The sequence below is a fragment of the Gilvimarinus sp. F26214L genome, from assembly GCF_054401055.1.
Genome location: NZ_JBTIYG010000001.1, coordinates 507,017 through 521,569 on the forward strand (window position 1 = coordinate 507,017; position 14,553 = coordinate 521,569).

The 14,553-nt window shown below is 60.7% G+C and carries 13 protein-coding genes; 7 read left to right on the top strand and 6 right to left on the bottom strand.

Annotated features, from left to right (window positions below; genetic code table 11):
- Window positions 1–5 precede the first annotated feature (5 nt).
- The 3 genes from ACURWW_RS02090 to ACURWW_RS02100 form a co-directional block, all read right to left on the bottom strand.
- The gene (locus ACURWW_RS02090) at window positions 6–524 is read right to left on the bottom strand and encodes a regulatory protein RecX (protein ID WP_445615357.1); all 519 of its coding nucleotides are present in this window, start codon (window positions 522–524) and stop codon (window positions 6–8) included.
- 44 nt (window positions 525–568) lie between these two features.
- A complete protein-coding gene (gene recA, locus ACURWW_RS02095; protein ID WP_445615358.1) occupies window positions 569–1,609 on the bottom strand; it encodes a recombinase RecA in 1,041 nt (346 codons plus the stop codon).
- A 191-nt stretch (window positions 1,610–1,800) separates the two neighbouring features.
- A complete protein-coding gene (locus ACURWW_RS02100; RefSeq protein ID WP_445615359.1) occupies window positions 1,801–2,298 on the bottom strand; it encodes a CinA family protein in 498 nt (165 codons plus the stop codon).
- A 111-nt stretch (window positions 2,299–2,409) separates the two neighbouring features.
- Between ACURWW_RS02100 and ACURWW_RS02105 the strand changes: the two genes are divergently transcribed.
- Window positions 2,410–3,714 carry an MFS transporter gene (locus tag ACURWW_RS02105; protein WP_445615360.1) on the top strand — a complete coding sequence of 435 codons (1,305 nt, stop codon included), beginning with the start codon at window positions 2,410–2,412 and terminating at the stop codon, window positions 3,712–3,714.
- Between the two features lie 4 nt (window positions 3,715–3,718).
- Here ACURWW_RS02105 and ACURWW_RS02110 read toward each other — a convergent pair whose 3' ends face one another.
- Together ACURWW_RS02110 and ACURWW_RS02115 are read right to left on the bottom strand one after the other, a co-directional pair.
- Window positions 3,719–4,387 (bottom strand): glutathione S-transferase family protein, encoded by a 669-nt coding sequence (locus ACURWW_RS02110; RefSeq protein ID WP_445615361.1) that lies wholly within the window; start codon window positions 4,385–4,387, stop codon window positions 3,719–3,721.
- A gap of 51 nt (window positions 4,388–4,438) precedes the next feature.
- On the bottom strand, window positions 4,439–5,533 hold the full coding sequence (locus ACURWW_RS02115) for a serine hydrolase domain-containing protein (protein ID WP_445615362.1): 1,095 nt from the start codon (window positions 5,531–5,533) through the stop codon (window positions 4,439–4,441).
- A gap of 272 nt (window positions 5,534–5,805) precedes the next feature.
- On the opposite strand from ACURWW_RS02115, the gene ACURWW_RS02120 reads away from it, so the two are divergent.
- From ACURWW_RS02120 to ACURWW_RS02145, 6 genes are all read left to right on the top strand, one after another.
- Window positions 5,806–6,684 carry a CsgG/HfaB family protein gene (locus ACURWW_RS02120; protein WP_445615363.1) on the top strand — a complete coding sequence of 293 codons (879 nt, stop codon included), beginning with the start codon at window positions 5,806–5,808 and terminating at the stop codon, window positions 6,682–6,684.
- A 166-nt stretch (window positions 6,685–6,850) separates the two neighbouring features.
- Entirely contained in the window at window positions 6,851–7,459 is a 609-nt protein-coding gene (locus tag ACURWW_RS02125; protein ID WP_445615364.1) for a TetR/AcrR family transcriptional regulator, read from the top strand.
- 88 nt (window positions 7,460–7,547) lie between these two features.
- Window positions 7,548–8,588: a secretion protein HlyD gene (gene hlyD, locus ACURWW_RS02130; RefSeq protein WP_445615365.1), complete on the top strand. Its 1,041-nt coding sequence runs from the start codon at window positions 7,548–7,550 to the stop codon at window positions 8,586–8,588.
- Between the two features lies 1 nt (window position 8,589).
- Entirely contained in the window at window positions 8,590–10,374 is a 1,785-nt protein-coding gene (locus tag ACURWW_RS02135) for an ATP-binding cassette domain-containing protein (RefSeq protein ID WP_445615366.1), read from the top strand.
- A 47-nt stretch (window positions 10,375–10,421) separates the two neighbouring features.
- Window positions 10,422–11,540, top strand: coding sequence for an ABC transporter permease (locus ACURWW_RS02140; RefSeq protein ID WP_445615367.1), 1,119 nt, complete (start codon window positions 10,422–10,424; stop codon window positions 11,538–11,540).
- Between the two features lie 5 nt (window positions 11,541–11,545).
- Window positions 11,546–12,670, top strand: coding sequence for an ABC transporter permease (locus tag ACURWW_RS02145; RefSeq protein ID WP_445615368.1), 1,125 nt, complete (start codon window positions 11,546–11,548; stop codon window positions 12,668–12,670).
- 118 nt (window positions 12,671–12,788) lie between these two features.
- Here ACURWW_RS02145 and ACURWW_RS02150 read toward each other — a convergent pair whose 3' ends face one another.
- Window positions 12,789–14,513 (bottom strand): DUF3592 domain-containing protein, encoded by a 1,725-nt coding sequence (locus tag ACURWW_RS02150; protein WP_445615369.1) that lies wholly within the window; start codon window positions 14,511–14,513, stop codon window positions 12,789–12,791.
- Window positions 14,514–14,553: the final 40 nt, after the last annotated feature.

Consider the following 14,553-nt stretch of genomic DNA (forward strand, 5'->3'; position numbering starts at 1 on the left):
TCAGACTAATCCACGTTCCGCCACAGTGAGCGAATCTGCTCGGCTGTGAACCCGCGGTACTGGAGAAACCGCATCTGCTTGGCCTGTTGAGCCGGCTTGCTGGCCAGGGACCCGTATTTTCGCAAGCAGATATCACGGGCACGTTCCCGCCAATCCTCATCACCCGGGTCCACATAACGGCTGTAAATGGCCTCGGGTATGCCGCGCATCTGAAGCTCGTTGATGATACGCACGGGACCCTGACCGCGGTTTCGGCGCATATTGACGAAGGCCTCTGCAAAGCGATCTTCGCTTTGCAGTGCCTCATCGGCCAGGTTCTGAATGACGGTGTCGATAAGCTCCGGAGCATCAAAGCGGCGATTCAGCTTCTGCCGCAACTCCAGGCGGGAATGCTCTCGGCGGGCGAGCAAGGACATGGCGGCATAGCGAACGGCCCCGGACGTAACCTGCTCCGCCTGGCCTTCCGCTTCAGCCGCCTGCTGCTCCTCCGCCCCGGCGTGGGAGGCTTTGGGTGTACTGATCATTATTCTTGTTGTCTCGTTTCCCGGTTCGATCGTTTCTGATCGGTTTACTGCTTGGCTTCCAGCTCAGCGACGTCCTCGTCGTCCTTCTTGACGGTCACGTCTCCGAGAAGCTCGGCGCGGATCTTCTGTTCAAGTTCCTGGGCAATGGATTCGTTCTCCTGAAGGAACTTGACCACGTTGTTCTTGCCCTGGCCGATCTTGTTGCCCTGGTAGCTGTACCAGGCGCCGGATTTCTCCACGTGGCCCAGCTTCACGCCGTAGTCGATCACTTCTCCGAGGCGGTTGATACCGCCACCGTACAGAATCTGGAATTCGGTCTGTTTGAAGGGCGGGGCCACCTTGTTCTTCACCACCTTCACCCGGGTCTCGTTACCGATCACCTCGTCGCCGTCCTTCACCGCGCCAATGCGGCGAATATCCAGGCGTACTGATGAATAGAACTTGAGGGCGTTACCGCCCGTGGTGGTCTCGGGGTTGCCGAACATGACACCGATTTTCATGCGGATCTGGTTGATGAAGATCACCAGGCAGTTGGCATTTTTGATGTTACCGGTGATCTTCCGCAGCGCCTGGGACATCAGGCGGGCCTGGAGACCCACGTGATGATCGCCCATCTCGCCTTCAATTTCAGCTTTGGGCACCAGCGCGGCCACGGAGTCCACAACCAGCACATCCACCGCGCCGGAGCGCACCAGCATGTCCGCCACTTCCAGGGCCTGCTCGCCGGTGTCCGGCTGGGAGACGACGAGGTCGTCCACGTTGACGCCGAGCTTTTCAGCATATATGGGATCCAGAGCGTGTTCCGCATCCACGAAGGCACAGGTTCCGCCCTTGCGCTGGGCTTCGGCGATCACCTGAAGGGTCAGCGTGGTTTTACCCGAGGATTCAGGCCCGTAGATCTCGACGATCCGGCCGCGCGGCAGACCACCCACGCCCAGTGCCACATCCAGGCCCAGCGAGCCGGTGGAAATGGATGGAATGGCTACCTTTTCCCTGTCGCCCATGCGCATGACAGTGCCCTTGCCGAACTGACGCTCGATCTGGCCCAGGGCTGCTTGCAGGGCTTTTTCCTTATTCTGATCCATAGGACACCTCGGTATTCAGTGGCTAGTCGCGATTTAGAGTTTCGTTGGCAGCCCCGTCTGGGGTTAACTGCTGTGTTTCAGGTGCGCCACATTACAGTATTTTCACTGTATATACAAACACTGGTAGGTAAATATACAGCTAAATATACAGCCATCGCCGCTTCGCGACGCGCGGCGCCGGTATACGGCACTCAGCCCGCCAATCCCAGCAGGCCCTGAAGAGCCGTCATTATAGCCTGTTCCCGCACCGCATCGCGGTTTCCTTTGTACACATGGCGGGCCACAACCGCCTCCTCCCCTGCCCGCATCCAGGCGAACCACACGGTACCCACGGGTTTGCTGGCGGTGCCGCCGTCCGGGCCGGCAATGCCGCTGATGGATACGGCCAGGTCCGCCCCGCTCAGCCGCAGTGCCCCTGCCGCCATCTGCCGGACCGTGGCCTCGCTGACCGCACCATCGGTCTCCAGCACCCGCTCCTCTACGCCCAGCAGCGCGGTTTTTATGCGGTTGCTGTAGGTCACGTAAGCGCCTTCCAGCCACCCGGAGCTGCCGGGTACGCTTGTGAGGGCAAAGCTGACCCCACCGCCGGTGCAGGATTCCGCCGTAGTCACGTTCCAGCCCCGGCGGCGTAAAGCCTCGCCGAGCTGAGCCGCGAGCAGGTATGCGGGAGATTCGCGAGAGAGGTCCATGGGCGGCTACGGTAAGACAGCGGCACGGGGAGATCAAGAGAAACCGGGGCCCGATTCCGGGCCTCCCGCAAAAGCTGATACTCTTGCATTTCACTTCTGGCTGAGGCGCTTATGACAGACCTTGTGAATCCGGCAGCGAGCGCTCGAACTGACCCCGCATCGCCCATGGCCCGGGTGAGCTGGGCGTTTTACGATTTCGCCAGCAGCAGCTTTGCGGCCATCATCGCCACCTTCGTATTCCCCATCTATTTTACCCGGCAGGTTGCCGCGGACGAGACCCTCGGTACCAGTCAATGGGGGGCCACCATGGGCTTTGCGGGGCTGCTGATCGCCCTGGGCGGGCCCCTGCTTGGCGCCGTGGCCGACCAATACGGGCGGCGCAAGCCGTGGCTTGGCTTTCTGACCCTGATTGCAGTGCTGGCAACCGCCTCCCTGTGGTGGGTGCAGCCGGACAACAACTGGGTCCTTCCGGCCATGTTGCTGGCCGGCCTGGCGACAGTGGCCGCCGAATTTGCGGCCATCTTCTACAACGCCATGCTCCCCGGCCTCGCCCGGCCGGATCACCTGGGTCGCTGGTCCGGGTGGGCCTGGGGCCTCGGCTATGCCGGCGGGCTGCTCAGTCTGCTGCTCGCCCTGCAGGCCCTGGTGGGGGATAACCCCTGGCTCGACCTGCCGCGCGATGACGCCAGTCACGTTCGGGCCACCTTTGTGCTGGTCGCGATCTGGTTCGGCGTTTTTTCACTGCCCCTGCTGCTGTTTGCGCCGGACCAGGCTGCATCCGGCAAACGGCTCGGCCAGGCCGTCGGTGACGGACTGAAGCAACTCCGCAGTTCCATACGGGAGTTGCGGGCCTACATGCCCATCCTGCGCTTCCTGCTGGCCCGGATGTTCTTCATCGACGGCCTCGCCACGCTGTTTGCCTTTGGCGGCGTCTACGCTGCGGGCACCTTCGGCTTCAGCGAGGGGCAGGTGCTGATGTTCGGAATCGCATTGAATGTGAGTGCAGGCCTGGGCGCCGCGGCATTCGCCTGGGTGGACGACTGGCTGGGCAGCAAGCCGACCGTGCTGGTTTGCCTCGCGGGGCTGATAGCCCTGGGTTCAACCGTTCTGGTCATTCAGTCCACCACCCTGTTCTGGGTTCTGGGAATCGCCCTGGGAATCTTCGTGGGGCCCGTGCAGGCCGGAAGCCGTTCCTACATGGCCCGGGTCGCGCCCGAACATCTGCGCACCCAGATGTTCGGCTTGTTCGCCCTGTCCGGCAAGATTACGGCTTTTCTGGGGCCCTTGCTGGTGGGCTGGGTTACAGGCCTGTTTGGCAGCCAGCGGGCGGGTATGAGCATGATCATCCTGCTGCTGGCAATTGGATTCGTGTTGATGCTGTCGGTGCCCGCGGCAAAGCCGACGCGGGAGGCGTAAACCTTTACGGAACCGTATCGGGAGCAGGCTTGGTGGAAACCCCCTGGGCTTCCGCCGCCTGCCTCTGGGACTGTAATGCGCGTTGATAGGCTGCGCGGCCCTGCAAGCGCCCCCAGTATTCGGATACGGACGGGGTGAACTCTCCCGCGAGGTCCAGGTGCTCCGCCAGCATCAATGCATAACCCACCGAAACATCTGCAGCGGTGAAACGCCCGGCTGCCACGTAGGGAGACTCTGACAGCAGCGGCTCCAGCGTGGCAAGGCGGGCCAGAAACCACCGGGTGTAGTCCTCCACCACCTGAGTCTGCCGCCGCTCTTGTGGTTCGAAGCGGCCGTAGCGCAGCAGCAAGGTTTGCGGAAAGGTCAGCGTGGCCTCACCGAAGTGAAGGTAATTAAGATACGCGCCGTAGCCCTCCTCGCCCGGCCGCACCTTCAGCTCCGTCCCGTCCACCAGTGAACACAGGTACTGGCACATCCCCGCCGATTCGGTCATTTGCGTACTTCCATGGACCAGCAAAGGGACGGTTCCCAGAGGGTTGGTGTCCAGAAAGGAGCGCGCCATATAACGCGGCGGGAAAGGAAGCACCACCAGTTCATAGGGGATGCCAAGTTCCTCCAGTATCCACAGCGGGCGGAACGAACGGGCGCTCATGCAATGGTAAAGAGTGATCATTTATTTTACTCGGCCAGGTGGCTGTCAGCGGCTCAGACGCGTCGCGGCTACTCAGTATTCCAGCGGGAACGAGTCTACCAACAGGTGAACGCCGATGTCGTCTACTGATGCTGTGGAGTTAGTCATCACGATGACCCCAAACTTTTCGGAAGGCACAAACCCCGCAAAGGTCCGATATCCGCCGGTACCACCGTTGTGGGCGTAGATGGGACGCTCTTCACTGCCACTTATGCTCCATGCGAGGCCGATTCCCGCACCCGTAAATTTACCGCGGGGCTCCTGGGACAAACCCATTGCCTTTCCCAGCGCGTTTTCATCAATCAATCCGAGTTGCGCGGCAAGATAGCGCAACATATCCGCAGTGGAGGACCGCTGACCGCCCGCGCCGGCGAGAACCGGCACATCCCAGTTTTTTGAGCCAACCAACTCGCCCTCCTCCAGGGCATACGGGGGCGCCAGACGTTTTTCAAGCGCCCGGCCCAGTCGCATTTCCGTGCTCGCCATGGCGAGGGGCTGGGTAATTCGCTCGCGAATAAGCTCTTCGTAACTTCGACCGGCACTGAGGGAAAGCACATGCCCGAGAAGCCCGAAACCCACATTGGAGTACAGCCGCCTTGAACCCGGCGCGACGGTCAGTTCCTCGGCGTTCAGATAGTCATAGAGATCCTGAACCCCGTAATCCGCAAACGGATTCAGTGGGTCGGCGGGAGCGAAGTTGGACGGCATCCGCGGCAGACCGGAGCCATGGGTTGCCAGATGTTCCAGGGTAATCGGCCGGTCCTCGAAGCGGGGCATGGACACCGGCTCCGGCAGGTACGCCTGAACCGGGTCATTCAGGCTGACCTCGCCCTTGACGACCATATCGGCCAGTACGGTTGCGGCGAAGGTCTTCCCGATGGAGCCGATCTCGTAGATCGTGTCCTTGTCGGGAACCGCGGTTCCCCCAGGCTCAACCCGGCCAAATCCATAGTAACGCGGCCCGGCTTCGTCGACGATTCCGATCACGATCCCGGGGTAGTGACCCACCGAGATGCGCTTTTCGATACTCGCCCGCAGTGCCTCCGAAATGTCCGCGTCCGGCCAGCCCGCGGATGAAAACGCGAGCAGTATGAGTGCAATCCACACCTTGGATCCGTAATTCCGCATAGTCCCTTCCTCCTTTCGCTGTTCTGGGCGTTGAGCCAATCGTGTCCACTCAGCCAGGAATGCAATGTATGGCCACTGCGATCCTGCTCCGCAACGAATTTTGCCATAGCTCGCAATCCAGGGCTTGAGATGCCGGCAAAATCATTAAGGGAACCTGCCCGTTAATGCATTTGCACTATATTGCCTCCCGCTTCCCGGTGCTAGGGTGGCCGCCCACTCCGGTGGACCCGTACCCAGAACAAGAAGAGCGAAGCAACAAGAGGAGAGAAGCAATGTCTCGCAGCTCGATGGCGAAGTCGTGGTTGCTGATCACGGCCCTGTTGATGGCCCCCATGCTGGCCTGGAGCGCACCGCGCATCGCAGTCATGGATTTCGAGAACAAGAGCCAGCACGGTGGCTGGCGAGTCGGCCGCGGCGCCGCGGATATACTGACCACAGAGCTGGTGAAAGGCTCGGACTTCGATATTTACGAACGCGAGCAACTCAACAGCATCATTGCCGAGCAGAATCTTGGGGCATCCGGACGCGTGGACCCCTCCACCGCCGCCAGGATCGGCAAGATACTTGGGGTGCAATACGTAGTCACCGGAGCTGTGACCGAGTATGGCCAGAGCAAAAGCGGCGCGGGCGGTGGCGGCGTTCACGTGGGCCGCAAGGGCTATTACGCAACGGTGGACGTGCGCATCGTGGATGTAAACACATCGAGAATCGCCTTCGCCGAATCCGGCAGTGGCTCCAAGTCCTCTACCACCGTAAAGGTATTCGGCTTCGGTGGTGGCGAAAGCTGGAACGAGAAAAGTGCGACCGAGGCCTTGCGCGGCGCCGTCGACGAACTGGTGGGCAAACTGGCCAAGGCCGACCTGGACCTGGGCGGTGGTGCCGCCCAGGCGCCCAAGGCTGTGCTCCTGGCGGATGTGGACGGCAACAGCGTCATCCTGAACGCCGGCGCCAACGCCGGCCTGAAATCCGGCCAGACGTTAACCATCCGCCGCAAGGGCAAGGAGATCAAGGACCCGGCAACCGGGGTCGTGCTCAAAGTGAAATACAACACCCTCGGCACCATCAAGCTCACCAGCGTGGAAAACAGCTACGCGGAAGCCACCATCACCAAAGGCAGCGGCTTCAGAGTCGGCGATTCCGCGAAACCCTAACACCCTCCCTGCTTCCCCCAGAGGGCCATCTTGGCCCTCTTTTTTTCTCTGTTCCCCTCCCGTCTCCTAACGCTGACTCAAACGTAGCTCCTGAAAGAATCCGCTTGCACCACGGAAACCGAGTGATAAGATAGTAATCAATTACTTTCTTTCGGAGTTGCAAGCAATGACTCAACGTCCCAAACACCTCCCAGCCGAAGAACGCAGGGCGGCTACAGTCGAGGCAGTGATTGGGCTGGCTGGTGAGCAGAACCCCAGCGACATCACAACCGCGGCCATTGCCAAGCGCATGGGGCTGACCCAGGGTGCACTATTCCGGCACTTCCCGACCAAGGATTCCATCCTGCAAGCGGTGATGTCGTGGGTCACTGAACGCCTCCTCGCTCGGGTGGACACAGCAGCGGGAGGTACCCCGTCGCCAGCTGCCGCCCTGGAGGCGATATTCATGGCGCATATTGATTTTATTTCCGAGCACCCAGGCGTACCGCGCATGCTCTTCGGCGAACTACAGCGACCGGGAAACACTCTGCCCAAGCAGATGGTACAGACCTTTGTCCAACAATATGGCGAGCGGCTGCAACGCCTGCTCGAAGCCGGTAAGGCGCAGGGCGAGCTGGATGCGGCTCTGGATGAGAATACGGCAGCCGTTCTGTTCATTGGCTCTATTCAGGGGCTGGTAATGCAATCCCTGCTCGCGGGCGACGTCGCGCATATGCGGCGTGACGCTCCGGGTGTGTTCGCAATCTACCGCCGCGGCATCGCAGCGACACCATGACTTCCAGCTCCATGGGTGTCCACGACATCCCAATTGCCAAACCAGCTGACGAAACCGACACATTCATCAGCTACCAGAGGGCCGTTCAATGAAGGTCATTGGCCTACTCCCCCTTACCGCGAAGCGCGTCATTGTGATTACCCTCGTTGCCATCGTCATAGGCCTCGGGTGGATATGGCTACAGCGGACAGGCGATGAAGACGGCGTTTTGCGTCTGTACGGCAACGTCGACATTCGCGAAGTCCAGTTGGCTTTCCGGCAGCCCGGGCGTATAGCCGAAATGAGGTTCGATGAGGGTGATGCGGTTCCAAGTGGCGCGCACATGGCTACGCTTGATGCAAAGCCCTACGAGGATGCGCTCGCAGCGGCGGAAGCCGACGTTCGCGTTGCGGTGGCGGAACTGGACAAGCTGCGCCACGGGCTGCGTCCCCAGGAGATCGTGCAGGCACAGGAGGCTCTTCAGCAGGCGCTGGCCGTCGCCGCCGATGCCGAGCGCAATTATCATCGCCAGAGCAGCCTGCTCCCGTCCGGTGCCAGCAGCCAACGAACCGTCGATGCCGCCCGCGCTGCGCGGGACCAGGCGGCTGCAGGCGTCAAGGCGGCCGAGGCCGCCCTCTCCCTGGCGAACGAAGGATTCCGCAGCGAGGACATTGCTGCCGCCCAGGCCCGTCTGGCTGCTGCTGAAGCAGCGCGAGCACAGGCACAAACTGCGCTCGCTGATACCACATTACTGGCGCCGAGTTCCGGGACCGTGATTGCACGGGTGCTTGAACCGGGCAGCATGGTGAGCAGCCAAAGCACCGTCTATAGCCTGAGTCTGGACTCGCCGGTGTACGTGCGCGCCTACGTTGGCGAGCCGGACTTGGGCCTCATCTCGCCCGGCAAGCGAGTACGCGTGCACAGCGACTCTTCCGAAAAAATCTATCGAGGCCAGATTGGATTCATCTCGCCACGCGCCGAGTTCACCCCGAAAACCGTCGAGACCACCGACTTACGCACGGACCTGGTTTACCGCCTGCGGATCGTGATCGACCATGCCGATGCGGATGCTGGACTGCGCCAGGGGATGCCGATAACCATTGAAGTCGACACCTCACCGAGCGCCGCCACCCCTGCAGAAGGTTTGTGAAATGGCCGCCGGCACCTCTACATCAACTGACTTGCCCATTGCCGACAAGGATGTTGCGGTCGTCATCAACAACGTGACTAAACGCTTCAAAAGCGTGGAGGCCCTGCGTGGCCTCAGCGCACGTATCCGCTACGGCCACCTCACTGGTTTGGTCGGCCCCGACGGCGCTGGAAAGACGACCCTGATGAGAATGATGACCGGCCTGCTGGTGCCGGATGCCGGCCACATCACGCTCGCAGGTTTTGATGTTGTCGATGACAACGACGCGATCCATGTCGCCAGCGGCTACATGCCGCAGCGCTTCGGGCTCTACGAAGACCTTTCGGTTATGGAGAACATGCGCCTGTACGCGCAGTTGCGCGGCCTGGCGGCCGATCGACGCGAGAACCTGTTCGCTGAGCTGCTCGAATTTACCCGCCTCGAGCCCTTCACCGAGCGCCTGGCTGGAAAGCTGTCCGGCGGCATGAAGCAGAAGCTGGGCCTGGCCTGCGCGTTAATGGCCAGGCCCAGGGTACTCCTGCTGGACGAGCCTGGTGTTGGCGTCGATCCCGTCAGCCGCCAGGATCTGTGGCGAATGGTGCAGGCGCTGACCGATGAAGGAATGGCAGTGGTCTGGTCTACCGCCTACCTCGATGAGGCCGAGCGCTGTGACACTGTGCTGTTACTGAACGACGGACAGCTCGCCTACGATGGACCACCGGGTGGATTGACCGGGCGACTCAAGGATCGCAGCTTCCGTCTGGAGGATGTGGGCGAGCAGCGCCGTTCCGTTCTGGCCGATGCGCTTGATCTCGACAGCATCAGCGATGGGGTCATTCAAGGCGCAGGCGTGCGAGTGGTACTGCATGCCGATACCGACTCGAATGAAATCCGATCGATGGCCGATCGCGTTAACGCGCGTCTGGTCCCAGTGCCGCCCCGTTTCGAGGACGCGTTCATTGATCTTCTCGGTGGCGGACCCGGTGGGCGCTCAGCTCTGGCCGAACGACTACCTCCTGTTCACCTTGATTCAGACATCGCCGTCTCCTGCCGCAACCTGACCAAACGATTCGGTGACTTCGTCGCCACCGATAACGTCAGCTTCCAGGTGCGTAAAGGCGAAATCTTCGGTTTACTTGGCCCCAACGGGGCCGGCAAATCCACCACCTTCAAAATGCTGTGTGGCCTGCTCAAACCCACCCATGGTGAGGCACATGTGGTGGGGCTTGACCTGCGCCGGGCCACCGGCGCGGCGAAAGGCCAGCTTGGCTACATGGCCCAGAAATTCTCGCTCTACAGCTTGCTGTCGGTGCGGCAGAATCTGGAGTTCTCCGCCGGAGTATACGGGTTGGAAGGTGCTGCGCGGCGCAGGCAAATCGATCAGATGATCCATACCTTCGGGCTGGACGCATGGCTGTCAGCTGCACCGGATTCACTGCCACTTGGCTTCAAGCAGCGCCTCGCGCTGGCTTGCGCGGTCATGCATCAACCACCCGTGTTGTTCCTCGACGAACCCACCTCGGGGGTCGACCCCATCACGCGTCGCGAATTCTGGACTCACATCAATGGTCTCGCACGCAAGGGCGTTACTGTGATGGTGACTACCCATTTTATGGATGAGGCCGAATACTGTGACCGGGTGGCGATGCTCTACCGCGCCCGACTGATTGCCCTGGACACACCGGACATTCTCAAACGCAATGCCGCCACGGCCGCTCGGCCCGATCCGACCATGGAAGACGCCTTCATCCACCTGGTCGAGTCCGCCGATCTGACCGACAACGCTCGAAGTGAGAGTGCCGTATGAGCGACGCCGCCGGCCCACGCTCTCCTGAACGGGAGCCTCTCCAAACCGTGCGGAAGTTTGATCTGAAACGTCTGCGAGCGCTGGCGATCAAAGAAACCCTGCAGGCGATTCGCGATCCATCCACACTCCTGATCGCCTTTGCGTTACCTCTGGTGCTGCTGCTCTTGTTCTCCTACGCGGTGTCGCTGGACGTGCGTGAGGTGCGCATCGGCGTGGTACAGGAGTCCCAGTCGGCTTCGGCACAGGAACTGGCGGCCGCCTTTGCGGGCACCCGCTACCTGGACGTGACGTTTGCCCACGATCGGCGCGACGTTACCGAGCAGGTCGTGTCCGGCAAACTCCGGGGCTTCGTGGTGATTCCACATGACTTCGAGCGGCGCCTCGCCGAGCGCAGTGGAAAGCCGCTGGTGCAGGTCATCGCCGATGGCTCGCAACCCAATACAGCCAACTACGTTGCCAAATACACCCAGGGTGTCGTGCAAACATGGCGCGCCGGACTGGGGGCCGAAACACCTTCCACGGCGGTAGTTTTGGACCCACGCTATTGGTTCAATGCCGAGCTGGAAAGCCGCCGCTCGCTCGTGCCGGGTGCCATTGCGATCGTCATGACCATCATCGGCACCATGCTCACAGCGCTGGTAGTGGCACGCGAGTGGGAACGTGGCACCATGGAGGCGGTGTTATCGACACCCGCTTCAGTCGCTGAAATCCTGATCGGCAAACTGCTGCCATATTTCGCGCTCGGCATGCTGTCCACTCTGGGCGCGGCAGGACTCGCGGTTCTCGTGTTCGATGTTCCACTGCGCGGATCGCTGGCCGCGCTTCTGCTACTGTCAGCAGTGTTTATGGTGCCTGCTCTGGGCCAGGGGTTACTGATCTCTTCGGTCACACGCAATCAGTTTCTGGCCGCGCAGATCGCGCTGTTTTCCGGATTCCTGCCCGCGTTCATGCTGTCGGGCTTTCTGTATGAGATCGACGCAATGCCGGCGCCGATCCGGGCGATCACCTGGTTGATCCCGGCCCGATACTTCGTTTCATCTCTGAAAACGGTCTTTCTGGCCGGGGACATTTGGTCTGTATTCGTGCCGAACCTTCTCGCGATGGCGGCGATCGGTGTTTTTTTCTTCCTGCTGGCAACCCGTGCCACACGCAAGAACCTGGAATGAACGGCATGTCGCAACAGTCCAGCGCTTTTTCCACCACCCGGCTGCGTGCCCAGTTTATCAAGGAGATATTGAGCATCTTGCGCGATCCGCGCAGCCGTATGGTTGTTCTCGTCCCCCCACTGCTGCAGCTTCTGGTGTTTGCCTTTGCCGCCACTCTGGAAGTGCGCAATGTTGATATTGCCGTACACGACCAGGACGCGGGCCTCTGGTCTCACGAATTGATCACACGCGTGCAACGGGCCGATTTCATCAATCAGGTGCATCGCGTGACCAACCGACAGGAGTTACGGGATCTGATCAACGAGGGCAAGGCGATCGCCGCGCTCGATTTTCCTGCGGATTTCTCGCGCTCCATCGCCGCTGGCAGAAACGCTCACGTACAGGTAATAGTCGACGGTCGGCGCAGCAATTCAGGTCAGATTACCGTCGGCTATCTATCCACCATCGCCGCTGAACTCGACGCCGAAATCAATACCGACGCCGTGCCTGCGGTACCGGTGGTGGCGCGCAACTGGTTCAATCCCAACCTGATTTACCGCTGGTTCATCGTACCCGGCCTGAGCGGCATCCTGGCACTTTTCAGCGCCCTCTTGATTACCTCACTGTCGATTGCCCGCGAACGGGAGCTGGGTACTTTCGATCAACTGCTGGTTTCTCCGACATCGACACTGGAAATCATCATCTCAAAGTCACTGCCGGCGCTGGCAATCGGTACCGGCCTCGGGCTTTTGATGATGGCGGCGGCGGTCGGCCTGTTCCGGATTCCCTTCAGCGGCTCGTTCGGGCTGCTCCTTATCAGTCTGATGCTGTTTATTCTGTCGGTGGTGGGCATTGGCTTGATGATCTCGGCTGTCAGTGCAACGCAGCAGCAAGCCATTCTCGGTGCATTCGCGATTGGCGTTCCGGCGGTTCTAATGTCCGGCTTTGCAACGCCAGTGGAGAACATGCCCCCGCTGCTGCAATGGCTCGCCCAGGCAATCCCCCTCACGCATTTCCTGATCATAGTGGAAGGCAGCTTCCTGAAGGCAATGCCGCCCGGCGATATCCTCACCAGTCTCTGGCCACTCGTATTCATTGCGCTGGTGTCGCTCACGATGGCCACCGTGTTTGTCCGTGGGCGTCTGCAATGAATCACTCAGATAATGCTACGCGGTAGACACCGTCATTGACGGCATGCACCCAAGTAAGAAGGAGGCAGATTCGTTCTCTATCTCGTGAGCAACCCGAAGACGGTGAAATGAATTTTTCCTACTCCGTCCCCCATGTGAGCACCCCACTCTGCCTCGCGCTCTTCTCCTCCACGGGCAAACCCGTCAACATTCCGATCGACTCCGCCGCCTGCATCGCCGCATCTCGTCCCGCCAGGTTCATCCCCACGTTCACGGACTTGCCGCTGCGGGTGTGGGCCTGCAAGGTGAAGTAGACGGTATGCTTGCCGCCGGTGGAGGCGCTGCCGCCTCGTTTGATCCCGAGGCTGCGGATGTTGCTGCGGGGAATTTGCTTACCACCCACACGCATGCCCAGCAGATTTTTCTCGGTGGTCAGGCTGCCTGTGTCCAGGCGCACTCTCAGGCTGACCAGCAGGGAGTAGAGGGAGCTTATTGCCACCAGTCCACCGATCAGGGGAAAAAGGATGGGGAAGATTATCGGCGCTCCGTTAAGCCCGGCCGCCAGCCCTACGCCGAGGAAGACCAGGCCGAAGATTATGCCCATGAGCTTCGGGCCCGGATGGCGGAAGGCGGGGTAGAGAATTTCGACTCCGCCGGGAATCTGTTTCAGGTCCAGAACCTCCTCGATGGACTGGATTCGCTCTTCGGCGGCGCTGGCGTGTTCAGTGCTGAGTGCCTGGACGTTTTGCGCATTTGCCTCGCCCGGGAAGACGGGAATCTCATAGCTGCGGCTGAAGTCAGGGCGGGCGAGGCTGGCGTGGACATCCAATCGCCAGAGATGATAGCTACTGCTGTCTTTCGGATCCGAAGGAGGCAGGCCATCTTCAACGTCGAAAAGAATTTCCAACCGGGTTTTACCGCCGTAGCTGCGGGTGTGGGCGTAACCTTCACTTTGCCAGACCACGCGCTCGGAACGGCGGCGGTTTTTGCCAGAGCCGCTCATGTAGCTGTAAAGGCAGGACAAGGTAGTACGGAACCTGAGGCTTGGATCGTGGGACAGGCCCACATCGATAGTGCCGCCCACCTGACCGCCGATGGAGCCGGGATAAGGGTCCATGGCCAGGGGTGTGCGACCGAATCGCCGGTAGGCGCGAACTGTCTTGACGGCCCAGGCAAGGAGACCGATGCCAATGGCGGGGAACAGGAGCGCAATGATTGCATTTCTATTGCCCTCAAGTAGATCGCCGAAGGCGAGGAAACCCAAGGGAAAGGCAATCAGGTTCCAGAATGCGGCAAAGATGCAGGTCATCCAAAGGCCCGCCTTTGCGTTGCTGATGATGACCGGGCTTGCCCACTCCTTGCGAGTGAGCCAGGGTTTCTCAGCAGCCATGTCGTGGGTGAGGATACGGTTTTTCGCACGCAGCTTGAACCAGATAACGCCCAGGCCGACACCACCGAAAATCACCACAAAAATCATCTTGAAGCCAAGCATTTCCCAGCGCAGCTCGCGATTGAGCACCGCCTCTTGAGGATCGTCTGGATTTATCCAAACAGTAACCGGGCGCCCCTCGCTGAACGCCGCTTCGAGCTGCGAACCAAGACGCTGCTGAAAACGGCCGATGTTGTCGGACCACTCGATGATGGCGACCCGGTCACCGGTGAATTGCAGACCCTGGTATTCGTAGCGATAAGTGGCCTTTGCCCGGTAGGTGCCGTCATTGCCCACCAGATCGGCACTCAACAGTTGCGCCTGGCCCTGCTGCCACCACTGCATACGCCAGGCGTCGTGCAAATTGGGAATGACGCTGAGAAACAGCATACCGAGACCGAAGGCAGCGAAGGGCAGCCCCAACAGGGCAGCCAACCGGCCACTCTTTTATTTTTGGTCCACGGGCGGTGCGGCG

Excerpts from the sequence above, each read along its gene's own strand:
- hlyD (WP_445615365.1), top strand. The coding sequence starts at position 7,548 with ATGAAGGTCATTGGCCTACTCCCCCTTACCGCGAAGCGCGTCATTGTG.
- ACURWW_RS02145 (WP_445615368.1), top strand. The coding sequence starts at position 11,546 with ATGTCGCAACAGTCCAGCGCTTTTTCCACCACCCGGCTGCGTGCCCAG.
- ACURWW_RS02135 (WP_445615366.1), top strand. The coding sequence starts at position 8,590 with ATGGCCGCCGGCACCTCTACATCAACTGACTTGCCCATTGCCGACAAG.
- ACURWW_RS02115 (WP_445615362.1), bottom strand. The coding sequence starts at position 5,533 with ATGCGGAATTACGGATCCAAGGTGTGGATTGCACTCATACTGCTCGCG.
- ACURWW_RS02100 (WP_445615359.1), bottom strand. The coding sequence starts at position 2,298 with ATGGACCTCTCTCGCGAATCTCCCGCATACCTGCTCGCGGCTCAGCTC.
- ACURWW_RS02125 (WP_445615364.1), top strand. The coding sequence starts at position 6,851 with ATGACTCAACGTCCCAAACACCTCCCAGCCGAAGAACGCAGGGCGGCT.
- ACURWW_RS02090 (WP_445615357.1), bottom strand. The coding sequence starts at position 524 with ATGATCAGTACACCCAAAGCCTCCCACGCCGGGGCGGAGGAGCAGCAG.
- ACURWW_RS02105 (WP_445615360.1), top strand. The coding sequence starts at position 2,410 with ATGACAGACCTTGTGAATCCGGCAGCGAGCGCTCGAACTGACCCCGCA.
- ACURWW_RS02120 (WP_445615363.1), top strand. The coding sequence starts at position 5,806 with ATGTCTCGCAGCTCGATGGCGAAGTCGTGGTTGCTGATCACGGCCCTG.
- ACURWW_RS02110 (WP_445615361.1), bottom strand. The coding sequence starts at position 4,387 with ATGATCACTCTTTACCATTGCATGAGCGCCCGTTCGTTCCGCCCGCTG.
- recA (WP_445615358.1), bottom strand. The coding sequence starts at position 1,609 with ATGGATCAGAATAAGGAAAAAGCCCTGCAAGCAGCCCTGGGCCAGATC.